The 25,226-nt window shown below is 49.5% G+C and carries 20 protein-coding genes and 1 pseudogene; 1 reads left to right on the top strand and 20 read right to left on the bottom strand.

Annotation, left to right across the window (positions count from 1 at the left end; translation table 11 throughout):
* Window positions 1-6: 6 nt before the first annotated feature.
* From ITJ87_RS14720 to trpB, 14 genes are all read right to left on the bottom strand, one after another.
* Entirely contained in the window at window positions 7-1,464 is a 1,458-nt protein-coding gene (locus ITJ87_RS14720) for an O-antigen ligase (protein ID WP_008664359.1), read from the bottom strand.
* On the bottom strand, window positions 1,465-3,624 hold the full coding sequence (locus tag ITJ87_RS14715) for a hypothetical protein (protein ID WP_005827501.1): 2,160 nt from the start codon (window positions 3,622-3,624) through the stop codon (window positions 1,465-1,467).
* An 8-nt stretch (window positions 3,625-3,632) separates the two neighbouring features.
* Complete coding sequence (locus tag ITJ87_RS14710; protein ID WP_034532870.1) at window positions 3,633-4,469, bottom strand: TolC family protein; 837 nt, start codon at window positions 4,467-4,469, stop codon at window positions 3,633-3,635.
* 34 nt (window positions 4,470-4,503) lie between these two features.
* Window positions 4,504-5,670 (bottom strand): sugar transferase, encoded by a 1,167-nt coding sequence (locus ITJ87_RS18915; protein ID WP_057254170.1) that lies wholly within the window; start codon window positions 5,668-5,670, stop codon window positions 4,504-4,506.
* An 18-nt stretch (window positions 5,671-5,688) separates the two neighbouring features.
* Window positions 5,689-6,048 (bottom strand): PleD family two-component system response regulator, encoded by a 360-nt coding sequence (locus ITJ87_RS14700; protein ID WP_005827508.1) that lies wholly within the window; start codon window positions 6,046-6,048, stop codon window positions 5,689-5,691.
* Between the two features lie 25 nt (window positions 6,049-6,073).
* A complete protein-coding gene (locus ITJ87_RS14695) occupies window positions 6,074-8,356 on the bottom strand; it encodes an LruC domain-containing protein (protein ID WP_117964521.1) in 2,283 nt (760 codons plus the stop codon).
* A 180-nt stretch (window positions 8,357-8,536) separates the two neighbouring features.
* Window positions 8,537-9,577, bottom strand: a complete 1,041-nt coding sequence (gene ansA, locus ITJ87_RS14690) for an asparaginase (protein WP_005827512.1) — start codon at window positions 9,575-9,577, stop codon at window positions 8,537-8,539.
* Between the two features lie 141 nt (window positions 9,578-9,718).
* On the bottom strand, window positions 9,719-10,498 hold the full coding sequence (gene trpA / locus ITJ87_RS14685; RefSeq protein WP_005837319.1) for a tryptophan synthase subunit alpha: 780 nt from the start codon (window positions 10,496-10,498) through the stop codon (window positions 9,719-9,721).
* Between the two features lie 162 nt (window positions 10,499-10,660).
* Complete coding sequence (locus tag ITJ87_RS14680; RefSeq protein WP_117964522.1) at window positions 10,661-11,284, bottom strand: phosphoribosylanthranilate isomerase; 624 nt, start codon at window positions 11,282-11,284, stop codon at window positions 10,661-10,663.
* Window positions 11,285-11,394: 110 nt separating this feature from the next.
* Window positions 11,395-12,222, bottom strand: a complete 828-nt coding sequence (gene trpC, locus ITJ87_RS14675) for an indole-3-glycerol phosphate synthase TrpC (RefSeq protein WP_117964523.1) — start codon at window positions 12,220-12,222, stop codon at window positions 11,395-11,397.
* 4 nt (window positions 12,223-12,226) lie between these two features.
* Window positions 12,227-13,222, bottom strand: coding sequence for an anthranilate phosphoribosyltransferase (gene trpD / locus ITJ87_RS14670; RefSeq protein ID WP_005837316.1), 996 nt, complete (start codon window positions 13,220-13,222; stop codon window positions 12,227-12,229).
* A gap of 49 nt (window positions 13,223-13,271) precedes the next feature.
* The gene (locus tag ITJ87_RS14665) at window positions 13,272-13,919 is read right to left on the bottom strand and encodes an aminodeoxychorismate/anthranilate synthase component II (protein WP_009038313.1); all 648 of its coding nucleotides are present in this window, start codon (window positions 13,917-13,919) and stop codon (window positions 13,272-13,274) included.
* Between the two features lie 146 nt (window positions 13,920-14,065).
* Window positions 14,066-15,466: an anthranilate synthase component I family protein gene (locus ITJ87_RS14660; protein ID WP_117964524.1), complete on the bottom strand. Its 1,401-nt coding sequence runs from the start codon at window positions 15,464-15,466 to the stop codon at window positions 14,066-14,068.
* 59 nt (window positions 15,467-15,525) lie between these two features.
* Window positions 15,526-16,704, bottom strand: coding sequence for a tryptophan synthase subunit beta (gene trpB / locus ITJ87_RS14655; protein ID WP_171029006.1), 1,179 nt, complete (start codon window positions 16,702-16,704; stop codon window positions 15,526-15,528).
* A gap of 628 nt (window positions 16,705-17,332) precedes the next feature.
* On the opposite strand from trpB, the gene ITJ87_RS14650 reads away from it, so the two are divergent.
* The gene (locus ITJ87_RS14650) at window positions 17,333-17,908 is read left to right on the top strand and encodes an HdeD family acid-resistance protein (RefSeq protein ID WP_005827537.1); all 576 of its coding nucleotides are present in this window, start codon (window positions 17,333-17,335) and stop codon (window positions 17,906-17,908) included.
* An 85-nt stretch (window positions 17,909-17,993) separates the two neighbouring features.
* Here the strand turns inward: ITJ87_RS14650 and ITJ87_RS14645 are convergent, their stop codons facing one another.
* The 6 genes and pseudogenes from ITJ87_RS14645 to dapF all read right to left on the bottom strand — a co-directional run bounded on the left by ITJ87_RS14645 (window position 17,994) and on the right by dapF (window position 24,970).
* Window positions 17,994-19,292 carry a S28 family serine protease gene (locus ITJ87_RS14645; protein ID WP_055288641.1) on the bottom strand — a complete coding sequence of 433 codons (1,299 nt, stop codon included), beginning with the start codon at window positions 19,290-19,292 and terminating at the stop codon, window positions 17,994-17,996.
* A 181-nt stretch (window positions 19,293-19,473) separates the two neighbouring features.
* On the bottom strand, window positions 19,474-21,663 hold the full coding sequence (locus ITJ87_RS14640) for a glutamine synthetase III (RefSeq protein WP_117952000.1): 2,190 nt from the start codon (window positions 21,661-21,663) through the stop codon (window positions 19,474-19,476).
* 47 nt (window positions 21,664-21,710) lie between these two features.
* A pseudogene (locus tag ITJ87_RS14635) lies at window positions 21,711-22,037 on the bottom strand (hypothetical protein); the annotation flags it as partial.
* Window positions 22,038-22,049: 12 nt separating this feature from the next.
* Window positions 22,050-22,775, bottom strand: a complete 726-nt coding sequence (locus ITJ87_RS14630) for a hypothetical protein (protein WP_005837306.1) — start codon at window positions 22,773-22,775, stop codon at window positions 22,050-22,052.
* An 86-nt stretch (window positions 22,776-22,861) separates the two neighbouring features.
* Window positions 22,862-24,094, bottom strand: coding sequence for an LL-diaminopimelate aminotransferase (locus tag ITJ87_RS14625; protein ID WP_005837305.1), 1,233 nt, complete (start codon window positions 24,092-24,094; stop codon window positions 22,862-22,864).
* Between the two features lie 27 nt (window positions 24,095-24,121).
* Window positions 24,122-24,970, bottom strand: a complete 849-nt coding sequence (gene dapF / locus ITJ87_RS14620; protein ID WP_057256514.1) for a diaminopimelate epimerase — start codon at window positions 24,968-24,970, stop codon at window positions 24,122-24,124.
* Window positions 24,971-25,226 lie beyond the last annotated feature (256 nt).

The raw sequence follows: 25,226 nt of genomic DNA, 5'->3' as shown, positions 1-25,226 counted from the left end.
TATTTTCTATTTCTTTTTCATTTTTTGTTGGGTCAGCAGTTGGTCGATATGCTCCCCGTTAATCAGAACTGACAAAAATAAAATGATTATAAATCCTGTAGGGAATTGAAAGAAAAAGGCATTTCCATAGGCACTTATCATTAGTCCGAAAATACCGCAAGCAATGGCCGTGAGTATTCCACGTAGCTCGTTATTCTTAATCCGAAACATGATAAGATAGCAACCTCTTAACAATGTACAGACATATATGGTAAGAAAAAGCACTAATCCTACAATGCCGGTTTCCATCCATATCTTGACATAAAAAGAATCATGGGGAATGAGTGTTGTGAGACGGGAACCATATTTTCTGGCTTCTACCCCTCCCAAACCAAGTCCTTCTCCGAAAGGTTTGTATTTTAGATATTCAGCCAATCTTTTTTGGTTTTCTTTGCGGACAATGTATGAGGCGTCTTCTGTAGGTCTGAAAGCTGTACGCATGCGTCTGATGGAAGTGTTGCTTTCACCGATATAGGTATGGGCGAAAAAGACATAAAAAAACAATCCGAAGAAGACTGTAGCTCCCATGAGCTTGATATTTTTACTGAGGAAAGTTAACAATATGATTCCTCCGATGGGGACAAACAGTGCACCGCGGGTTCCGGAAATGAACAAGGCATATATGGAACAGACGGCAATAATTGCATAATAGATTCTTATGGAACGTTCTTTTACGAAGATAGCCGAGATACCGAACAGAATGGCGGCAAAGCCCATGTTGGAACCGAAATTTCCGGCATCTGTGAAAAAGGAAAAATATCGGGTGACATCGGATAAAAGGTGTGTCTTGTACATTTCCGTTTCAATCAGCATGGTTGTTTCTGTCTCATCAAAACCTGCATATTTCTGGTAAACAGCTTTGGCTACGGCTGTCAATGTGAATATGGACAGAAAAAGCATAATGACGCGCAACCGCTTGTAGGAGGTCATTGTTAAAACGCCAATTAATGACATGACAAGGGTACTGTATATGATTCCACGGGAGTAAATCCAAGCTTCCGTGAGAGCTGTTGGATTCATGATTTCAGCCGCAGTATATATGGCCCATATGCAACCTCCGAACGTCAGAATGTTTTTGGTGTATTTCCATGCAATCTTACCTTGTTGGTGATAGGAATATATCAGGAGCGTCACAAGCAGGGTGACGGTTGCGACATCATACCAGACACTCAACCCACTGCCCTGCGTGTATCTGTACCAGGGAATGAAAAAGTAATTGAATGTGAATAGGAAACATACACCGGCAAAAGGGTTTCTTAATGCTTGTATTGCTATTATCAGGAAGAAAGGGGAAAGGCAAACGTATGCAGTGATATCCCAAGTACTGAATAATATGCTATAGATGAGCGCACCCAGTCCGATGATGAACACTAATAATGTTACCGCCAAGGGAGATATGCTATGTCCTTTGATATCCGTTTGCATTTATTTGACAGCTGCTGATTTTGATGTTAAACCTAATTGTGCCAACCGGCTGAAGAAGCTGTGAACCGGGGTGTGAGGAGGCAATTCTCCGGTGAAGCTTTCAACCACTTCGCGGTCTGCATTGTTGAGATACATAAATAGAGGAGTTCCTTCCAATTCTTCCTTTAACGGTTTCAACCGGGTGTCGTCATCTCTGCCCCACAATCGGGCGGCGTTGGCTATCAGCAAATTGAAATCTGCTTTTTTCAATACCGACATAGGTAGAGTTGCGGTACTGACAGCAGGATATTCCACTAAAATGATGTCCGGTATTTCTTCTGCTTCATTCAGAACCCAGAAGTCAGACAATTCTTGAGCTTGTACATATCCCTTGTTTTGGGTATCGAAATCGTGGTCATATTTTACAAGGCGCACTTTTATACCCTCAGTTTCCCAGTAATCAATGAAATATTTGGCAAGGAATGATTTTCCTTCACGTTTCTCCATGCTGAGCAGGTTTATGACAGTAGGACGGTCCGGGTGCAGGTAGTTGTTCAATTGCCGGCAACTATAGGCAGCGGCAAGCCGGTTACAGGCCTTGAGGAATCCACGATACTTCAAGTTGCTTACACCGTTGAATGCTGCAATGACAGAGAGTCCGGTCAGGCGTTTGCTGCGGTCCGGGTCGCGGAGAGTGCGGTCTAACAATTCAATCAGCAGGAAGTAGCCGCTTATGAATATCATACTGCCGAAGAATGCGGCAAGGACGTAGATAATTCTTTTTCTGCCATTGTCTGTCAGCGGATACTCGGGGGATGCTATGACCTGCAGGTTGGCAGTTGTCATCTTGATATTCTGCAAACGGAGGTGTGCTTCGGCAAGGCCTCCTATTTGTCGGCGATAATTGTCTTCGGCAATGCCTACGGCACGTTCTTTCCGCTTGATTTGAGTGCCTACGGGTGAGAATTCCCGGTATTGGTCGATAATGTCCCGTTGGCGGTCAACCAATACTTTCACTTCAGCTTTGGCTTTCGCCTCATTGATGCATGCCGTCAGCCATTCTGTCACCATTTCTTGAATGCCTACCCCTTCCTTGGAGAAACCATACTCGTTTAAATTATCGGAGAGATGGCTTATCTTTTCTTCTGCCTTTTGCAGAGCGTCTTTTTCTCTTTGAAGTTTATCACTATTCTGCTGGCTCTGTTCTGTGGTGAATATTTCTTGCTCAAGAATACTTTGGTTCAGGGTACTAACTTTTTCCAGTTCTTGCAACAAATTAGTATTTGTGCGTATAATCTTGGCACGTATGTCCATTTTATTCTCTAACATCTGGCGTAAAGCCACTGCGCTTCCATAGTTTCGCTGCACTTCTTCCATACGGTCGTCCGTCGCATATTTGGTCAAAGCTAATGCCTTGGATTGCTCGTCGTAGTTGATGACTTGTTTTTGAACACTATAGTCTGTCAAATCATCTTCTTCTGCAGTAAGTGCTTTTTTGGCTATGCGCACTTGTTCTTCAAAATAGGCGATAGCACTGTTCGTGGCACTGAACCGGAGTTGCTCATAAGCCTTTAACAGTTCATCTTCCAATATCTTGAGGGTGTTTTGCGTAATACCGGGATCGGAGGAGGTATATACCAATTCTATCAGGTCGCTGGTACCCAGTCGTTTAATGGTGATTGTGCTTAATGCGCTATAACTGTAATAAGGGTAGGGACGGTTGAATATGGAATAGACAAAATTACTGCTGTTCTCTTTCCGGTAATTCATCAGATTATTTGTAGTTTTATCCAAAGAGGAACGGTCTACCAAAGCCAGCACTTCTTTAGGAAGGATTTGGACGAGCTGCCTATAATGTTTGGCTTGAATGTACATGTTGTCTTTCCACTCATCACCGTATACGAGGCTGGTTGCAAGCAGACGTACCGAAACCTTTGCCAAAGTGTTTTTGGACTTGCCTATATTGATGATATTGTCGAAGGTACTGTTGATATTGATAAGCTGGCTTCCGTCCAGATTGGTGCTGTTGGTTACACCTGCATATAGACTGCTGTTTACCGTATAACTGTATGGTAAAAACTGTGTAAAGTATATGACTAATGCTGTAACAAGGAGGCTTCCCCACAATAACCAATAACGGATGCGGTAAAAGAAGCTTGCCAAAAATTGTACTATATTCATAATTAGTTTTACTTGTCTGTTATAACTTTAACATTAGTCAGCATCTCTAACAATACGATTGAATTGTGTAAAGCTACGCGGCTTTGCTCATAATTAGTCACGGCACCGGTGCGGCGTGCACGTTCCAAAGAAAGTGCAATGATATCAATGGCTCCTTGTATGAAATTATTTTCAGATATTTTCATCTGTGCGTTATACAATGCAGCCGTTTCCGCTTTGGCCTTTATGGTAGCCAGTTGCTCGGTAACCGCATTGTAGGCTTCCAGAACTTTTAGCCTTCGCTCCTCCATAACTCCTTCCTGCGTGTACTGCAATTGCTCTATCTGATAGCGGTAGTCTTTCAGTTTCAGTGGTCGGTTGAACAAGTCTCCTAAGGTGATGCCGACGCTGGCCCCGACATTGAAGTTGTGCTGGGCACTTGACATCGTTGTCTGGTACATAGGAGTATACTCGTCACTGGCATTGCCTATAATATTGTAGCGTCCGTAGGAATAGTTACCGTTCAGTCTGAAGTAGTTCCACCAGTTCCGCTTTTCCAGGCGATATTGGTTCTTGAGTTGCTCTACTTGGGATTGGGCTCTTTTTACTGACGCATTCTCTGTCACTGCATCAAGAAAGACAGATAGAGGGGGCAATTCTAATTTCTCAATATCTATTGATGTCTTCGGACTGATTAAACCCAATGTGTTGACTTCTATTTTTTTATCCTCCATCTTGAGTTGCTCCAATATCTTGATGCGCTCCTCCCGTGTCAACTCCTGCTGCGCAGCCACAGACAAAGGTACCCCCAACAATCCTAAAAGGATTACACTGTAAATGATGGACTTGATATATCTTTTTATCATCTCTAAAGCCATATAATTCCTATTATCTTTATTTTTATACATTCTCTTTCTGCACAAACGCTGTCAGCGTCTTGCACAGTATCTTCATGTCCAGCCAGAATGAAAATTCTTTGGCGTACTTAATGTCCAGTTGCTTGCGCTCTTCGGCCGACATCTTCCCGGCACCGCCTCGTTTCTCCACTTGCCACAGTCCCGTCAGTCCGGCAGGGGCCATGAAGCGCTCGATATATGCGTCGCTGGTCAGCAGCTCGGCCTCGTAGAGGGGGAGCGGGCGGTTGCCCACGATGCTCATGTCTCCTTTGAGGACGTTGAACAGCTGCGGCAGTTCGTCAATGCTGTACTTGCGGATGAAACGGCCTACGCGGGTGACGCGGGGATCGTTCTCTATCTTGACAAACGTATTCTGTTTTTCTTGGGCCTTCTTTTTAAGGAAATCTTCTTCAGAGATGACAAAATCGTCCGAAATCAGCAGGGTAGCCTCTTCTTCAGAAGTGCCGGTCAGGTCGTCGAAGCGGATATCGGGCTGCTCGTCCGTAAGCTCTTCTTCTATCTTATATTGGTTGAGGGCGTTCAGCTCTTTCAGGCGCTTGTCGGCATTGGTGTACATGGAGCGGAACTTCAGGAAGTTGAATATCTGGTAGTTGCTGCCCACACGCTGGGACTTGTAAATCACTCTTCCCTTGCTTTCCACGCGGATGGCTATGGCTGTCGCGATGAGTATGGGAGACAGCACAATCAGTACGGCAACGGCAAAAAGGATGTCGAAGATACGCTTCCACATAGGCAGGTGGAAGGTGTTGAATATCTTACGGTGTGACTGGCTGAATTCCTGCAACTTATGCTCCTTGCGCAGTTGGAGGAATTTTGTCATTTGCTGGAGGCTCTCTTCGCTGGCCATGGGGGAAAGGGTGTTGTTGACACCTGCCTGCAGATAGAGCTTGCGGTGTTCCTTCTGCAGTCCTTCGGTGATGAGGATGATGTAGACACGGGGGAAGCGCTTGTGCAGGAAAGTGATGTTCTGGCTGTCCTTTTGAGGGGTGCTTTCTTCGTAAAGAATGGATGTGTTGTACCGTTCGCGGATACCGTCGATGACTTTCGCCGCTTTGTTGCAGGATGAAACAGCCATGAACATGCCTCCCGTAATTTTGCTCAAGTGGTCGATGGTGACGCGGTTGCTACCTATGTAGATATAATATAACATATCCATTGATTTTGTCGTTTAGAGAAATTTCTTGATACGGGCCTTCAGCTCCATAGGATTGAAAGGTTTCAGTATGAAATCCTCGGCTCCGGCTTCGAGCAGGTTGATGCGCTCGGTGGTACTTTCTTCACTGGAAAGCATCACAACCGGAATGTCCTTGAAAAGTGAATTGCTTTTCAGATATGCCAGGAATTCACTGCCGGTCATCTTGGGCATGCGTATGTCCGAAATGATGAGAGCGGGTTCGTTCCCCTCATTCAGCCATTCTATGGCCCTGACGGGATCTTCGAAATAAACCAGCTCATTCTCTTTCCCTAAATAGACCGAGAGTACCTTGCCTATGGCAGGTTTGTCATCTACAAATAATATTTGTTTCATTGTTTATGATAATTGTTTGCTATATTTATCTATATACATTTTCTTCTACCGGGTGTTCGTACCATTCCGTATACTGGGTTCTGTCTTGGGCCCAATAGATGAATTCCGGATATGCGCTTGCTTCGGGGATGTCAGTACGTGAAACATTGATGGTTTCCTTGGGATAGCGGAAGCCATACGGCACGCAGATTGCCCACGTGTTGTTGCCTGCTAAGTCAAGATTCTCTTGCTGTATGGTTCCGGCGGCAGTGGCGCCATATCCCCAAAATTCGTAAAGATGAACTTCCATGCGTTGTTCCATGCTTTTATATTGATAACAGATGAAGAAGTCCAGATTGTCTTTTGAGAATAGGGGCTCTGTCCGAGTTTGGTCTGTCAGTTCAATAATGACTTCATAAGTATACTCTTTGGCGGTTACTCCAATGCCGGTGTTTACCATCTCACCCGGTTCGACTCCAAATACATTGTGTACTTCGCCTGCAATGGGGATTACGACACTCGGATCGGAATCTTCCATATAAGTAACATTATTGTACCTGAATTTGTTGTACGAGCTGTTGAATGACTCCTGGAAACGCGAATCGTCGCCTCCGGTCTTGACTTCCCGGATATCGGATTTATTGATTCCGGTAATCCGGAGCCCTACGCCCAACGGCTTGCTTGCTCCTGCTGCAGCAAGGGTCACGTCGAGCTGTATGCGCTTGATGTGGTTCGTCTTTTTCTCGCGGTGATAGTAGGTCTCCACGTCCAAGACCACGTCGTTGAAGTCATAGTCGCCTACCAACGGGAAGTTGTCTTCGAATACGTACGTATAGGAGACCGGGTCTGTAGGGGTTTCTGAGCCGGACTCGTCCGGAGTATTGCCTTCGCCCGTACAGTCTCCGGCAGGAATGGTGATGGGGGATTCTCCCCATTTGGATATGGTTCCTTCGGTGTTCTTGATAGCATCAAGGAATTTGGCTTCCCACCAGATATCCTCGGTGATATCATCGTCAATTTCTTTCACTTCATAATGAATGTTTCCCTGGCTGGAGAAATTTCCTATATCTTCAATTTTATTGATTTTTACCAGTGCATATTCATTGTTTGGACCCATAAATTGTGCTTGTGACAATTCTGCTTCATCAAGTACGGTTATCATGGAGTTGTCACCCATCGTGATTTGGGTGTTGTAATTGTTGCTATGGTCCCCGAAATCCTCTATCTCTGCAGAAGAGGTGTCTCCCATGTTCAGTGTGCCTACAAATTCTTCCGCATATAGATAGCATCCGTTGTCTATAGTGATGTTGCTGTCGGTTTTCCCGATATAGGCTTTACCCTGGTTGATGAATTTGCATCCGCTGTCGAAATTCATTTCATCGACACGCACGGTACCGCAATTATAGAATGCTCCTCCCTGGCTGACATGGAAATCGTCTATTTCCATAGTGCCGGCATTGTAGTTGTAGCTGCCTCCGGATGCATTGGTCAATTCGATGTCGTTCCCTTTGATGGTTCCACCCGCGTAGACGATAAACCGGCTGGATTGCACTAAAGTGAAGGTGTGCTCGTCCGGTATCACGATTTCCCCTCCGTCAATCACATAGAATTCGAAGCCTCGTTCAACGGTCATGTTGTTTCCATTGGGTTCCCAGCTGCCTTCAATGATGATGATGGCCGGATTGTCACTTCCCATGCCGTCCTTGCTGATTTTATTCCTATATATATTGTCTTTGGAGATTTTGTAGGCTTTTCCGTTTTGAAAATCGGTATTCGGCCTTATTTCTTCGGCACTTGATAGCATTGCGGTGATTTCTGCCTCAGACTTTTCCGGTGAATAGGTCTCGATGCTGACACTGCGTGTCCATGCGGCACGTGTAGTTGTGGGGGAACTGCCGAAAGCGGCATGGAGCTGACCGTTTTGGATGGATACGTATTTTACTATGTTGCGGCTGTGTACATCGGTGCGGCACACAAAAGCGCTCGTCAGCACAGAAGGGCAGTCCATGACGGTAGTAAATACTGTTGTATTATTGGCGGTGCCTTCTGCCAGCAGTTTGGCGGATGACCGGCTGATTAAGGGGTTCTTGTCGTAAATACGTATGGTGTAGTCGATGCCGGTATCTTCGGATACAGAAACATTGACCCGGACCTGCTGAGTCATTTTCCAATCCATAGCCGGGTCTATGTTCTTGACCGGAAACCTATCCTGATAGGCTGCTTTCACTTTCTCGGGGTTAAAAACATCGTCTTTACAACCCTGCAGCAGTATACTCATTGCAAGAATAACAAGCGGCAGAAAGCGTTTGTATTGGATATTCTCTCCCATATTTTACATTTGTTTTGCTTGATTGTAAGCAAAAGTACGTTTATTTAAACTAATAAGCTTTATTAATGGGGGATAAAAGCGTGTTGGTTAACGCTTTTTAATGATTTTGCATGGATAGATAATGCAAGTTTGTCTTGAAAATTATCAATATTACTAAATGCCCTCTGTATTGCCGCTTTACTAAATCTTGGTGATTTCTCCTGCCAGGTCGGAATTCATGCGGTGGCGGATTTCGGCTTGGTCCAGTCCATGCCCCAGGAGGAACATGAGTTTGGTGACGGCACATTCGGGGGTACTGTCATAGCCGCTGATGACACCTGCCTGGAGAAGTTGCAGACCGGTTTCGTAACGTCCCATCTCGACGGCGCCACTTTGGCATTGGGTGATGTTGACGATGACAATGCCACGTTCGCTGGCTTCTTTCAGCTGGCGGATGAACCATTCTTTCTGGGGGGCATTGCCGGAACCGAAGGTCTTGAGGACAACAGCTTTCAGGCCGGGAACATGAAGCACGGAGTTGATGATGCTTTCCTGGATGCCGGGAAAGAGGGTGAGCACTACGACATTGGTGTCGAAAAGGTAGTGCGGCTTCATGGGGCGTGACGGGTCGGGACGGTGGATGAGGTGCTCGTTATAACGGATATGGATGCCTGCCTTTGCCAGTGCGGGATAGTTGAAGGAGCGGAAAGCATTGAAATTCTCGGCATTGATTTTGGTGGTACGGTTGCCCCGCATCAGCTCGTTCTCGAAGAAGATGCACACTTCGGGGACGATAGGAGTACCGTCCGGATGCTTGGCGGCGGCTATTTCAATGGCGGTGATGAGGTTCTCTTTCCCGTCGGTGCGCAGGGTGCCGATGGGAAGCTGGGAACCGGTGAGGATGACCGGCTTGGAAAGGTTCTCGAGCATGAAGCTGAGGGCGGAGGCTGTATAGGCCATCGTATCGGTACCGTGCAGGATGACGAAACCGTCGAAATTGTCGTAGTTGTAGTTGATGATTTTTACAATCTTTGCCCAGAGGGAAGGCTCCATATCGGAAGAGTCGATCGGTGGGTCGAACTGATAGGAAGAGATGCGGTAGTTGAAGCGCTTCAGTTCGGGAACATGCTGTAGCAGTTGGTCGAAGTTGAAGTTCTCAAGCGCACCGGTCTCGGGATTTTCTATCATTCCGATAGTTCCGCCAGTGTAAATCAATAGTACGGAAGGGCAATCGACTTTCATGATATTCGTATTAGAGCTTTTTTCGGGCACAAAGATAGTGAAATATGAGATGGGGAGAAAATAAAAGAGACAAGTCTTTGCAGATTTTGTCTCTTTTATTTTTTCATTGCGAAAAATATATTGTATGAAATTTGAATAAGCTCACTGTTTCAAATCTTCCTTCAACTGCCTGATAGCCTTTTCCGCATCTCCTTCCTTCTCGTTGAGCAGCGTGACGAAGCGGCTGCCGATGATGGCACCGGATGAGTGGGCGCAAGCGGCATCGAATGTCTGCTTGTTGCTGATGCCGAAGCCTACCATGCGTGGATTGCGCAGGTTCATATCCTCTATCTTCTTGAAGTAGGCTTGCTTCCGGGTGTCGAAGTCTTTCTGGGCACCGGTGGTGGCGGCACTGGACACCAGATAGATGAAGCCGTCGGTGTGGGCATCTATTTCGCGGACGCGGGCTTCGCTGGTTTCGGGGGTAATGAGCATGATGACACGGATGTCATACTTCGAGGCGATGGCTTTGTAACTCTCTTCGTAATCGCGGAAAGGGAGGTCGGGAATGATGACACCGTCGATGCCGCATTCCACGCACTTCTGGCAAAAGGCTTCGAAGCCGAACTGCATGATGGGATTGAGGTACCCCATAAGGATGAGGGGGATGCGGACATCGCGACGGATGTCGCGCAATTGTTCGAAAAGCAGGCGGAGGGACATGCCGTTATGCAGGGCGCGGGTGGCGGCATTCTGGATGACAATGCCGTCGGCCATGGGGTCACTGAACGGAATGCCGATTTCAATCATGCTGACTCCGTTTCTTTCGAGGGCACGGATAACGTCGGCTGTACCGTCGAGGGTGGGACAGCCTGCACAAAAGTAAATGGACAGCAGATTCTTGGGGCTGTCCTGGAAAAGTTGGTTAATGCGGTTCAACATACTATTTCTATTTACAATTTTACAATTTACTATTTGGCTGCGCAATATATACTGCATGTTACGATTTACAATTTTACAATTTACAATTTACTATTTACTATGTACAATGTACAATTTGCCATGTGGCGTATATTGCGCAGCCAAATAGTAAATAGTAAATCGTCAAATCGTACCTCCCTTGAGTTCTTTCAGGAAGTTTGCGATGCGTTCCACATCCTTTATTCCCGGTGCCGTCTCGAAACGGCTGTTGATGTCGATACCTGCGAAATAGGGGTGGCGGAACTCCCGGAGGGCTTTTACGCTGTAGGGGTTGATGCCACCGCTGAGCAGGAACGGGGTGGGACCGTTGTAGCGGTGCAGGAGGTTCCAGTCGAACTGGTTGCCGGAACCGCCGTACTGCGGGGTCTTGGTGTCGAAGAGGTAATAGTCGCACAGACCGTTGTAGGCAGAGACGGAAAGCAGGTCCTTGGGCAGCAAGATGGAGAAAGCCTTGATGAGGTGCAGGCCTGCATTGCGCAGGGAACGGCAGTACTCGGGAGCTTCATTGCCATGCAGCTGGATGTAGTCCAGGCCGAAACGGTCGGTATACATCAGGATGTTTTCCTTACTTTCGTTGACAAAGACGCCGACGCGCTTGGCGCAGGCTGGCAGATACCCGGGCATTTGGCACAGACAACGGGGAGATTTGGGGTAGAAGATGAAACCAATCATATCTACACCTTGCAGTTCTACATTGCGGATGTTTTCTGCTTCGGTCATTCCGCATACTTTGATGAGAGGAGACATTTTATTTACGATTTACAATTTACTATTTACAATTTGGCTGCGCGATGTAACGCTGTATGAGAGACTTTTGTATTTACAATTATCAACTTTCAATTATCAACTTTCAACTTTTAATTATCAATTAAGAGACTGTCTTGGATGAACTCTTTCAGGGTTTCGCCCGGATTGGCTGTTTTCATGAAGGTTTCGCCGATGAGGAAACCGCGGAAGCCGGCGGCACGCAGGCGGCAGATGGTTTCGGGGTCGGAGATGCCGCTTTCGGAGACAAGGAGCGGGGATGCCGGTCCGTGGGTGGCTTCGCGCAGTTGCCGGGCTATCCGGAAGGAGTTTTCTACATCGGTGACGAAAGAGCCGAGGTTGCGGTTGTTGACACCGACCATGTCGACCTCCTTATTTATATAGGAGAGTTCCGAAGGGCTGTGGATTTCGAGCAATACCTCCAGCCCGAGTTCGTGGGCTTGGGTGGTGAGGGTGCTGCACTGCTCCGGACTGAGGCAGGCGGCAATGAGCAGTACGGCGTCGGCACCTACGATGCAGGCTTGCAGAAGCTGGTACTCGTCGATGATGAAGTCCTTGCGCAGAATGGGGATGCGGACGAGCGGACGGGCCGTGCGGATGTCGCGCAGCGTACCGCCGAAGAACTTCTCATCCGTCAGGATGGAGAGGGCGGCGGCGCCGGCGGCTTCGTAGGAGGCGGGTATTTCCTCTGCTTGGGCAGCCTCGTTTATCCAGCCTTTAGAGGGTGAACGGCGTTTGAACTCGGAGATGATTCCAGTAGAAGAAGCGGCAAGGGCCTGCTTCATGCTGCGGCGGTGGGCCGCATTCTCCCGGATGATGATTCCGGCCTGCTCCTGCAACTGTTCCAGAGAGACGGTTTGCTTTTGCAGTTCAATCTCTGTTTGCTTATGGGCGATGATTTCGGACAGTATATCTTTCATTGCTTCATTTATTAATCTCGATAAATTTTTTCAGTGTCGCCAGCGCCCGTCCGCTATCCAGTGATTCGCGTGCGATGGCGATGCACTCTTCAATCTCTTTCTGTGGCTCCATCACCTGGATGGCAAAGGCGGCGTTGACAATGACGCATTGCGTTTGTGCAGGTGTGGCATGCCCCGTAAGGATATTGTCGAAGATGCGGGCGGCATCTTCCTTGCATGCGCCGCCGAAGAGTTCTTCGGGACGGGCATCCTTGAAGCCGAGAGCCTGCGGACGGTAGATGCGCTCGTAGTTGCGGGTCATCACCTTGAACTCGTCCGTCAGGGAGATTTCGTCGTAGCTGTCGAGGCTGTTGACCACGGCAAAGTCAATGCCGAGTTTATAGAATACGTTGGTGTATAGGCGCATCTGCGAGAGGTCTGCCACACCGAGCAGCTGATATGCCGGGCAGCATGGATTCACCAGCGGGCCGAGCAGATTGAACAAGGTGCGCACTCCCAACGTCTTGCGTACGGGACCGACAAACTTCATCGCCGGATTGAAAAGCTGGGCATGGAGGTAAGCGATGTTGCACTCCTCCATGCTGCGTTTCAGCGTGTCGGGGTTGTTGGTGAAGCGTACGCCGTGCTGCTCGATGACATTGCTGGCTCCGCTCACGGAAGTGGCTCCGTAGTTGCCGTGCTTGGCAACCTTGTAGCCGGCTCCCGCCACTACGAAGCAAGCGCAGGTGGAGATGTTGAAGGTGTTCTTTCCGTCGCCGCCCGTACCTACAATGTCGATGGGGCGATAGGGAGCGAAGTCGATGGGAAGGCGTGTCTCCATCAGTGCTTCGCGGAAACCGATAAGCTCGTCCACAGTGATGCTCCGCATCTGGAAGGCAGTGAGCAAGGCTGCTATCTGCGCCTCAGGATACATTTCCTTGGTGATGTTGAGGAGGATTTGTTTGGTCTCCTCCGACGTGAGCTCTTCGTGGTTGAAGAGACGGGTGAGTATTGCTTTCATCTTTTTATTTACGATTTGACGATTGAATTTACTCTTTTTCTGAAGTGCCTCATTTGAAAAGCCAGTTTTTTACGATTGTTTTTCCGTCGGGTGTCAGTACCGATTCAGGATGGAACTGGATGCCGTGTATGTCATACTCCCGATGTTTCAGCGCCATGATTTGTCCTTCGGGGCTGATGGCGGTAATGGCCAGCGCTTCGGGAAAGTCCTTCGTATCCACTACCCAGGAGTGGTATCGTCCGACGGGAATCCTATTGGGTAAACCGCAGAAGATATAGTCTTCTTCGAGAGAAATACCTTCATAATCCTTTCCCCCCAATCCTTCATCACTAATCCCTAATCCTTCCTCCCTCGTCCCTAATCCCTCACTCCTAATCCTTATCTCCGTCTGTACCCCATGGAATACCTCTTCCAGATTGACCAGCTTTCCGCCAAACACTTGTCCGATGGCTTGTTCGCCCAGACAGACACCGAGTATGGGTTTCCGTCCGGCATAGGTGCGGATGACATCCAGCAGCAGTCCGGCTTCCTCGGGGACACCGGGGCCGGGTGAGAGGATGATTTTATCGTATGGCTCCAGTTCTTCGAGCCGGAATTTATCGTTGCGCAGCACATCCGTTTCTGCGCCAAGCTCTTTCACCAGATGGGCAAGGTTGTAGGTGAAGGAGTCGTAATTGTCTATGATAACTGTTTTCATCTTTTGTATTTACAATCTATTTTATTTACTATTTGACGATTTACGATGTACGATTGAAGTTACTTTATTTACGATGTACGATTTGGCTGCGCAATGTACGCCGCATGGCAAATCGTACATCGTAAATCGTCAAATCGTACATAAACTCACATTTTTTCTGCCATCTCAATCGCCTTTTTCAGTGCGCCGAGCTTGTTGTTCACTTCTTGCAGTTCGTACTCGTCGTTGCTCTTGGCTACGATACCGCCGCCTGCCTGGAACCAGAGGACACCGTTGCGGCTGACAAAAGTACGAATCGTAATCGCCTGGTTCAGCGAGCCGTTCAGTCCGATGAAACCGATGCAGCCGCCGTAGGCTCCACGGTTGTGCGGTTCCAGCTGGCTGATGAGTTGCATGGCGCGTACCTTGGGGGCGCCGCTCAGGGTACCGGCAGGGAAGGTGTCGATGAAGGCCTTGACGGGGTCGGCCTCTTCGCGGAGCGTTCCGCTGACACGGCTGACGAGGTGGATGACATGGCTGTAATACTGCATCTCTTTATAGAAGTCCACCTTTACATCGTGGCAGTTGCGGGAGAGGTCGTTGCGGGCAAGGTCCACCAGCATCACGTGTTCGGCGTTCTCTTTGGGGTCGTCGTGCAGGTACCGGGCATTGAGGGCATCCTGCTCTGCATCGCCGGTGCGCTTCGTGGTTCCGGCAATGGGGTCGATATAGGCATGGCGGCCTTCGATGCGGCAATGGGTTTCGGGGGACGAGCCGAAAATGCGGAAGCCTCCGAAGTCGAAATAGAACAGATAGGGAGAAGGGTTGATGCTGCGCAGGGCACGGTAGAGCTTGAAGTCATCGCCCGTGAAACGCTGCTCGAATCGGCGGGAGAGGACTATCTGGAAAACGTCGCCGCGCAGACAGTGGGCGATGCCGCGGCGGATATTCGCCTTGTGCTCCTCGTCCGTAAGTGGGGAGGTGGTGGGGCCGACGGCGCGGAAATCGTAGGCGGTGTAGTTGCGGTTATGGATGGCCTTCTGCACCTGGTCCAGTTCGCTGGTCTCGCCGGGCGCCAGCATCTCGAGGAGCAGCATCTCATTCTTGAAATCGTTGAAGACGATGAGGTACTTATATAATATGTACAGCATGTCCGGCGCATCGTTGGTAGCTTCGCGGCTGTCCTTCACGGGGATATTCTCGAAGTAGCGGACAGCATTGAAGGAGGTGTATCCGTAGAGTCCGCAGTAATTGCTGTATTCGCCCTCCACGCGGAAGCGGGCGCGGAAATCGTTCAAGGCATTCTCCACCCGGTATGCATCGGTTATGGGATGCTCTTCGCGGCTGTCGTCCGGCAGGCGGAAGATAGCCGTGCCGTGGTCTATGCTGACACTAGCCAGCGGACACAGAGCGATGAACGAACGGTTGTTCTCACTGCCGTGATAGTCGGAACTCTCCATAAGTGCGCTCTGCGGAAAGATGTCACGCACCTTCAGATACGTGCTCACCGGCGTATGCAAGTCACCGAGCATGGTGCGGCTGACTGTTTTATAATCATATTGTTTCATTGTATCTTGTATTTTATTTCATTGCATCTCGTATTTTCAAATAGCTCATCACTTATCACTTATAACTCATCACTCAAATACGTCTCTATATCCTTATCCCCCCGTCCCGACACCGTCAGCACCACCACGTCCGTCGGCTTGAACCTCATCTTCTCCAGCGCACCCAGTGCGTGGGCGCTTTCCAATGCGGGGATGATGCCCTCGAGCCGGGTCAGCTCGTAGGCGGCGCGGATGGCTTCGTCGTCGTTCACGGCGAGGACGATGGCACGTTTCTGCTTGGCAAGGTTGGCGTGCATGGGGCCGATGCCCGGATAGTCCAGTCCGGCAGAGATGGAATAGGGCTCTTCTATCTGTCCGTCCTCGTTCTGGATGACGTAGGTGCGCGAGCCGTGGATGATGCCCATCTTGCCGAGGGCGATGGTGGCGGCTGTCATTCCCGTTTCAATGCCTTTTCCTCCGGCTTCGGCGAGGACGATTTGCACGTGCGGGTCGTTGACGTAGTGATAGATGGTGCCGGCTGCATTGCTTCCTCCGCCTACGCAGGCGATGAGGTAGTCGGGGCATTCGCGTCCTTCATGCTCAAGAAGTTGTTTCCTGATTTCTTCGCTGATGACGGACTGCAGGCGTGCCACCATGTCGGGGTACGGATGCGGGCCGACGGTGGAACCTATCACGTAGTAGGTGTCCGAGGGATGACAGCACCAGTCGCGGATGGCTTCGTTGGTGGCGTCCTTCAACGTCATATTGCCACTGGTGACGGGAACGACGGTGGCGCCGAGCATCTTCATCTTCTCCACATTGACGCGCTGGCGCTCTACGTCGGTCTTACCCATGTAGACGATGCATTCCATGTTCATCAAGGCGCAGACGGTGGCTGTGGCCACACCGTGCTGTCCGGCTCCGGTTTCGGCGATGATGCGGCGCTTGCCCATGCGGCGTGCCAGCAACACCTGCCCGATGCTGTTGTTGATTTTGTGGGCACCGGTGTGGTTCAGGTCTTCACGCTTGAGGTAAATCCGGCAACCGTACTTCTCGGACAAGCGGTGTGCCAAGTAGAGTGGGGAAGGGCGTCCCACGTAGTCGCGCAGCAACTGGTCGTATTCACGCTTGAAGTCCTCACTTTGCAGCACCTTGAGGTAGGTGTTCTGCAACTCTTCTACACATTTGTGGAGGATTTCGGGAACGTATGCCCCGCCGAACTCTCCGTAATAACCTTCTTTGTCAACTAAGAAATTCATCATGTTATTTACTATTTGACGATTTACTATTTACTATTTCAGAAATCAAAACGCATTATTGTTTAAACGAAAAAAGCCCCGTCGCTTGGTGCGACAGGGCTCTTTTTGTTTTTTACTATATATTACATATATACATACGAGCGCTGCTCCCTTACGACTGTCGGAGTTGTAACGGGTGCCACCACCAATATGTATTTACTAACATTGTTTTCATTGACTTTTTTTGTTTTATCGGGGGCAAAGACAGTGCAAACCGAATGTATAATAAAATGAACTTGTTCATTTTTTATGCTGAGGTGCAGCCTGTCTTCGTTTTCGCGACAAATATAAGCACTTTGTTTTAACTGCCAAAATAAATATGACTTTTTTTCTGGATAAGAACATTTTTCTTGAAATATTGTTCTTATAAGTGTAGTAAAAACGAATATTCATTCAAAAAAAGAAAGGAACAGACTATGAATCGAAAACATTTAGTTGCCATAGGCGTGGTTATTGCTGTACTATTGTTATTATACTGGCTCTTTGTGGCCGAAGATATGAATGCCTGGCTGAATGTAAACTGATTTTTCGGGATTTTCGTGTGGAGTTATTCGGATAAAGATGTATCTTCGCAAAAAAACATAGACTCATGAAAGGATTAAGTTATTCATTTTTGCGTGCTATATGTGCGCTGGTTATCGGTTTGGTGCTGGTGATGTTTCCCGACCAGGCGGGTGATTACTTTGTGATTACGATAGGTGTCATTTTTCTGGTGCCTTCGCTTATCAGCATCATAGGCTACTTTGCACAGAGCACGGAGATGCGCAGCCGTTTCCCTATTGAGGGGGTGGGCAGCCTGCTGTTTGGCTTGTGGCTGATTATCATGCCCGGTTTCTTTGCCGATTTGCTGACATTTGTATTGGGATTTATCCTGGTGATGGGAGGAGTGCAACAGATTGCCTCGCTTTCCGCTGCCCGTCGCTGGATGCCGGTACCGGGAGGTTTTTATGTGGTTCCGGTATTAATTCTGCTTGCCGGCTTGGTTGCGCTGTTCAATCCTACGGGAGTACGCTCCACGGCATTTATTATTATCGGTATCAGCAGTCTGGTCTATGCGGCTTCGGAACTGCTGAACTGGTTCAAGTTTACGCGTCGCCGCCCGAAGACACCGGATGCTTCAGTAAAGGCAGTGGACGATATTGAGGATGCACAAATTATAGAATAAAAAAACAGACCATCTGTTGAGGTTGAACAGATGGTCTGTCAGGAGTAAACGGATGGTCTGTTCATGCCACACGGACCATCCGTTTTTATTGTTTCAACCATTCATTTATCAGCTCCATCACTTGCTTCTTTTCCTCTTCGGGCAGTGTGCCGATGCGTGCCCGATGGCTTCCGCCGGGCTCTACGAATACATGGATGTTCTTCTTCCCTTTCAGCCAGGTCACTCCGGCAGCCGTCCACGGGTCGTTCTGTCCGTAGATGAATATCATTTTCGGGTCATTCTCTTTCAGGAACTTCGTGATTTTCTTGCTTAGGGTCTTGTCGAAGGGCATGTCTTTCAGCTCTTCGGGAAGCATCAGGCGATGCAGGTAACCCTTGCTCGATTGGATGGAAAGATACTTCTTGAAAGGCTTCGTATCGTAGCCATAATAGCCCAGCTCGCGGGCGGCCTGCACGAAGAATGAGGCTGTGGGACTGTCGGCAATGAAGTAGTCGGGATTACTGATGTCGAGCAGATGGGCAAATATCTCATCGTCCGAGGCCGTGGTGGCAGGAATGCTGCTGACGGGAGTTCCCCACTGCCAAAGGGCAAAAGAATACTCCAGCACGCAATAGTCGTATATCTCTTCAACGGGCGCACGGAACTTGAGTCCTTTTTCATCGCAATATTTCTCAAAGCGGGGAAGCAGTGCGGCTTTCCGTTTCAACACTTCCAACTGGAAGTCCTCAATCCGTTTGCGGTCCTCCGGAGTAGACACTTTCCTGAGGAAAGGCTCGTGGCGTCCGTCTTCCACCCCGTAGCAGAGCGGAGCTACATAAGGCACGGAAATATCCACGTCGTCCGGATAGAACGTGCGGTAGAGCAGGGTAGTCTGCCCGCCCTTGCTGATGCCGGTCGCAATCCATTTGCCGGGATAGATGCTTTTAAAGGCGTTGCGGACGGCGTGCAGGTCGTCTGCAGAATTCTCGGCGGTGAGGTATTGCCAGTCTTTAGGCTCAGGGGTGGATTCCAGGAAATAACGGTATTCCACAAAAATCATGTTGGCATCGAGCAGCTCGGAAAGTTCCTCGCGATACTTGGGATTGAGGGCATAGGCGGCTCCATAGCCTTCGGTTACAATCACCGTGGGACGGTCGAAGCCGACGTGGGAGACAATCACACGCTGGCGGAAACTGCCCTTTTCGGGACGACGGTGGTCCAACGGCTGGGTAAAATAGGTTACATACTTCTCGGAGAACCGGGTGGACTCCAACGGACGGGTTTCCGTAATGGTGGAAATCCGACCCAGTTTTTGCTGCAGATCGGTTTGTGCCGGGGCGGCAGCCGAAACGGACAGCAAGGCAAACAGCAGGAACGCTGCATAGCAGTTACGTAAATTCTTCATGATGACAGGATTGTTTTATCTGACGGGCAAAGATAGGTTATTTCCCGCTTACCGCCAACAGTTGGCATGGACGAAAAAAAGAGAGAGAACTGCCTCGCGGCACCTCTCCCCCCTGCAAACTTAAAACAACCAACAAAAGAATGAGATAGGGATTAAGGATTCATCCTTCATCCTTCATTTTTCATCTTATAAACAGTAACTCGCGATATTTGGGCAACGTCCACATCTGATTGTCGACGATGAGTTCCAGCTTGTCGATGTGGTAACGGATTTCCTCCATCATCGGTACGATGTTGTCGTGGTAGGCGATGGCTTTTTCACGTTCACTCTCAATTTTGTTGGCCACTTTGCGCGCCTCGATCATGGCATCCACATGCTCCTTGATGAAGGCGGTACGGTCGGCAATCTCTTCGATGAGTTCCAGATTCTTGGCAGACAGTTTTGCAGCCTTCTCTGCGGGGAACAGGTCTTTCATCTTGTAGACGTTGTCAATCAAATCCGACTGATACTGTGTAGCTACGGGGATAATGTGGTTCATGGCCAAATCTCCGAGCACGCGGGCTTCAATCTGTATTTTCTTGGTGTACATTTCCCATTTCACCTCGTTGCGGGCTTCCAGTTCCTTCTTCGTCATGACACCGATGGACTCGAACATCCGGATGCTCTCCGGTTTCAGGTAGTTGTCGAAAATGACGGGAACACTTGTCTCGCAGTCCAGACCGCGGCGGGCAGCTTCAGCTTTCCATTCGTCACTGTAACCGTTTCCATCGAAGTGGATGGGTTTGCAAATCTTGATGTACTTGCGGATAACTTCGAGGATGGCGGAGATTTTCGGCTCGCCCTTTTCAATCAGTTCGTCCACATCTTTCTTGAATTCCGTCAACTGCTCGGCAAGGGCGGAGTTCAGCGCAATCATGGCACTGGCGCAGTTGGCCTCGGAACCCACGGCGCGGAACTCGAAGCGGTTGCCGGTGAAGGCGAACGGGCTGGTGCGGTTACGGTCGGTATTGTCTATCATCAGTTCCGGAATCTGCGGGATGTCCAGCTTCATGCCTTGCTTGCCGCTGAGGCTGACGAGGTCGTCCTTAGTGCTCTCTTCGATGTGTTCCAGCACCTGGCTCAACTGCTTGCCCAGGAAGGAAGAGATGATGGCCGGAGGCGCTTCGTTGGCACCCAGCCGGTGGGCGTTCGTCGCACTGGAGATGGAGGCTTTCAGCAATCCGTTGTGACGGTATACGGCCATCAGCGTATTCACTACGAAGGTGATGAAACGCAGGTTCTCTTCGGGCAGTTTGCCGGGTGCGTGGAGCAGGATACCGGTATCCGTACCCAGCGACCAGTTATTATGCTTGCCGCTACCGTTGACACCCTTGAAGGGCTTTTCGTGCAGCAGTACGCGGAAACCGTGGTTACGTGCCACTTTACGCATCAAGGCCATGATGAGCATGTTGTGGTCTACCGCCAGGTTGCATTCCTCGAAGACGGGAGCCAGCTCGAACTGGTTGGGAGCCACTTCGTTGTGACGGGTCTTGACAGGGATGCCGAGTTTCAGCGCTTCGATTTCCAGCTCCTTCATGAAAGCGGCCACACGGCTGGGAATAGCCCCGAAGTAGTGGTCTTCCAACTGCTGGTTCTTGGCGCTGTCATGGCCCATCAGCGTGCGTCCGGTCATCAGCAGGTCGGGGCGTGCGGCGTACAACCCTTCGTCAACCAGAAAATATTCCTGCTCCCAGCCCAGATAGGCAACCACTTTCTTTACTTCCGGATTGAAATAGTGGCATACGTCGACGGCAGCCTTGTCTACGGCACGCAGGGCTTTCAGCAACGGTGCCTTGTAGTCCAGAGACTCACCGGTATAGGCGATGAAAATAGTCGGGATGCAGAGCGTGTCGTCTACGATGAATGCCGGGGAGGAGGGGTCCCATGCCGAGTAGCCACGTGCCTCGAACGTATTGCGGATACCGCCGTTCGGGAAACTGGAAGCGTCCGGTTCCTGCTGCACGAGCAGTTTGCCGGTGAATTCCTCCATCACGCCGCCTTTGCCGTCGTGTTCCACAAAAGCATCGTGCTTTTCGGCAGTACCTTCGGTCAGCGGATGAAACCAGTGCGTATAGTGGGTCGCCCCCATTTCAACCGCCCATTTCTTCATACCTGCGGCAACCTCGTCGGCTATGCTGCGGTCCAGCGGAGCTCCGTTGTCAATCACATCCGTCAGTTTGGCATACACCTTGCTCGGCAGATAGCGGAACATCTTCTCCTTGTTGAATACATACTTGGCAAAATACTCTGACGGACGTTCCGCCGGAACTGCCACTGCAACGGGTTTCTTCTTAAACGCCGTTTCTACTACTCTGAATCTCAATTTTGACATAATACCTTAGAGTTGTAATTGTTGGTTTAATAAAACATAAAATCATTAGCGTAGAATACAGTCTGGAATACCAGGAAACCTTCCGTGGGAAGCCCGCCTCCGTCGTAGAACGAGAGGTCGAAGAAATGGGGCATTCCTATGAATCCGCCTGCACCGAACATCAGTCCGAAACTGATGAACCAGTGGAGCAGACAGCCAAACATGAAGTCAACGAAGTTCTTCATCTGGATATTGGCCGTATTTTTTACTCTTGCAAAACCGGCTTCGACCAGTGCAAAGCCCGGCTGCATGAAGAATACCAGCGATATGGCAAGGGCCATACGCAGTCTGTAGAGACTGTATTTACTATTTGCCTTTCGGCGTGTGTAAATCATAGTTCTTTGCTTTTAGAAGCTTAGTCCGACTACAAAGTATGCACCTTCAGACCTTGGATTCCAGGTTGCTTTGGCAAACAACGGGAGGGAGAAGGAATCGGTGATTTTGATGTCTTTTGATACTCCCAGGCTGACGTCGCATACGGCAAATCCGTTGGCTCCATAGAAGTCCGTGGCCCAAGGGGTAGCGCCTATCTCGGCCGTCCAGTCCAGACCGCCCAGTGTGAAGGGGGCTGCCACGGAGATGTAGGATGAATAAGCACGGTCACCGTCTTTGTCAACACCGTCGTCGCCTGCAAAGTTGGTGTACCAGTTTACGGCTACGGGGCCGAAATCATAGCCGATTTGCGCTTCGAACAGATGTGAGTTGGCAGCATTGTGTGCACCGTACTGGAAGTATTTGGCTGTCACCCCATCTCCGGTCACATTGTACCAGTAGTCCGTCACCGATACGCTGAAGCCTCCGGTTGAATATCCCAGTATGAGGTCGAACTCTTTCGTGTCCGAACTCTCGATGCCTACGGAGCCCCAAGCTCCCAGAGAGAAACCTTTGTAGGCGATGGATGCGCTCGGCTGGAGGCTTACCCCTCCCAAATCCTGGCCACGCCACACGTAACCGCTTACGAGGTCGACGCCTGCCGACGCTTCCACTTTATCCTGAGCCTTTGCCGTGAAAGGCATTGCCATTGATAACAGCGCCATTGCCATTATTCCCCATTTTACACTTTTTGTTTTCATACCTTTTTACCTTTAAGTTTAGAAAAATTCCGGATGATCAGTCCGACTCGATTATAGCAAGTACCTCGCTAATTCAATTGTTTTTTTTATTTCAGCCACTTCCGGATGCGCTTCATGGCTTCCACGCAGTCTTCGTGCTTGCCGAAGGCCGTTAGCCGGATATATCCTTCACCGCTGGGGCCGAAACCTACACCCGGTGTGCCCACTACATTGGCTTCGTACAGCATTTGTTCGAAGAACCGCCAGGAGCTTGTTCCGTCGGGTGTTTTCAGCCAGATGTAAGGAGCGTTCACACCGCCGTAGACTTTCAGCCCGGCCGTTTCAAGGCCCTGCTTCATGGTCCGGGCATTGTCCATATAATAATCTATCGTTTCCTTTATCTGCCGCTGTCCCTCCGGTGTGTAGATGGCTTCCGCCGCCCGCTGGGTGATGTAGCTGGTACCGTTGAACTTGGTAGATTGGCGGCGGTTCCAGAGCTTGTTCAGCGGGATGCGTTCGCCTTCCAGCGTGGCGGCAGTGAGTTCTTTCGGCACAACGGTGTAGCCACAGCGTACTCCCGTGAATCCGGCAGTCTTCGAGAAGCTGCGGAACTCGATGGCGCATTTCTTCGCTCCCTTTATCTCATAGATGGAGTGGGGCACGTCGTCTTCGCGGATGAAGGCTTCGTAGGCGGCATCGAACAGAATCAGCGTGTCGTTGGCGAGCGCATAGTCCACCCATTTCTTCAGCTCGGGCTTGGTCAGGGTGGTGCCCGTGGGGTTGTTGGGGTAGCAGAGGTAGACGATGTCGATGCGCTTGTCCGGAATCTCCGGGATGAAGTCGTTCTCGGCGGTACAAGGCATGTAGGTGACGTTGCTCCACTGGCCGTTTTCCTCCAGTACTCCGGCACGTCCGCACATCACGTTACTGTCTATATAGACCGGATAAATCGGGTCGGTCACTCCCACGCTGTTGTCGTGGCGGAGAATGTCGCCGATGTTTCCCGTGTCGCTCTTTGCTCCGTCGTTCACGAAGATTTCCGTAGGACCGAAGTGGATGCCTCGCGGAAGGTAATCGTGCTTGATGATGGCTTCTATCAGGAAGTCGTATCCCTGCTCGGGACCATATCCACGGAATGTCCGTGCGTCAGCCATCTCCTCCACTGCCTTGTGCATCGCTTCGATGCAGACCGGTGGCAGTGGCCGGGTAACGTCTCCGATACCCAGACGGATGACCTCTTGCTTGGGATGTGTTATCCTGAAAGTATTTACCTTCTTGGCTATGTCTGAAAACAGATAACTGCCCGGTAGCTTTAAAAAATGTTCGTTTACTAATGCCATAATCTTTTCTTGGTTGATAGTTGGTGGTTAGTCAATTAATTCAATTTTGCCGTCGAATACTTTGGTGGCTTCTCCCGTCATCAGTACATGCCTGGTGGCGATGTCCCATCGGATGGTGAGTGAGCCTCCGTCCATGATGATGATGGATTCCCTTCCTGCGCGTCCGGTGAGGAAGGCTGCCACGGCGGTGGCACAAGCTCCGGTTCCGCAAGCTTGGGTGATGCCCGAGCCTCGTTCCCAGACACGCATCCTTATTTTTCCTTCTCCCAATATCTGGGCAAATTCTACATTGATGCGTCCGGGGAAGAGAGGGTGATTCTCCAGTTTGGGACCGATGACTGTAAGGTCGATGGCTTCAATATCATTGACAAAGATTACCAGATGCGGGTTTCCCATGGATACGGTGGTCCCTACATATCGTTCTCCGTCCATTTCGATGGGCTGTTCTTTCATCGGTTTGGCTCCTTTGCCGTCGTAGTCTGCCGGTTCGTCGGCAGGTATGCCCATGTCTACGGTTACAGAGTTGACCTTTCCGTCTGCCAAGTGCAGGTTTAGCATCCTTATACCTGACAGTGTATCGAGTGCGATTTCTGTTTTGGAGGTCAGTCCGTAGTCAAAAAGATATTTTCCGATGCAGCGGCTTGCATTGCCGCACATCCGGGCCTCCGAGCCGTCGGCATTGAATATCCGCATGCTGAAATCGGCCTTGTCCGAAGAACCGATAAGTACCAGACCGTCACTTCCAATTCCCGTATGCGGTGCACTCCATGCCCTCGCAAGTTCTTCCGGATGGCTGATAGGATATTGGGTCGTATCTACATAAATGTAGTCGTTTCCGGCACCGTGCATCTTGGTGAATTTTATAGCGCTTGTCATTTTGTCCTTTATCAGTTGGTTAATATATCCTTTTGTTTTATTTCGATGCAAATATACGACGTTTTGTTTTATAATTAACTGTAAAGCATATCTATTTTCTATTATTTTTTAGCGAAACTTTCATTCAATGAGAATATCTACTGTCAGGCTTTCAATTTAAAAGCATATGGCTTTGTTTTTATATAAATTGTAATCCATGTGAAAGTTTAGTTTGATTCAAAATAAGAAAAAAGATTTTTTATAAGACTAATTGCTA

The organism is Bacteroides sp. HF-162, assembly GCF_015679285.1.
Classification (GTDB): Bacteria; Bacteroidota; Bacteroidia; order Bacteroidales; family Bacteroidaceae; genus Bacteroides; species Bacteroides uniformis.
The sequence above is the reverse complement of the archived record's forward strand: the minus strand, read 5'-3'. Positions and strand labels throughout refer to the sequence as shown.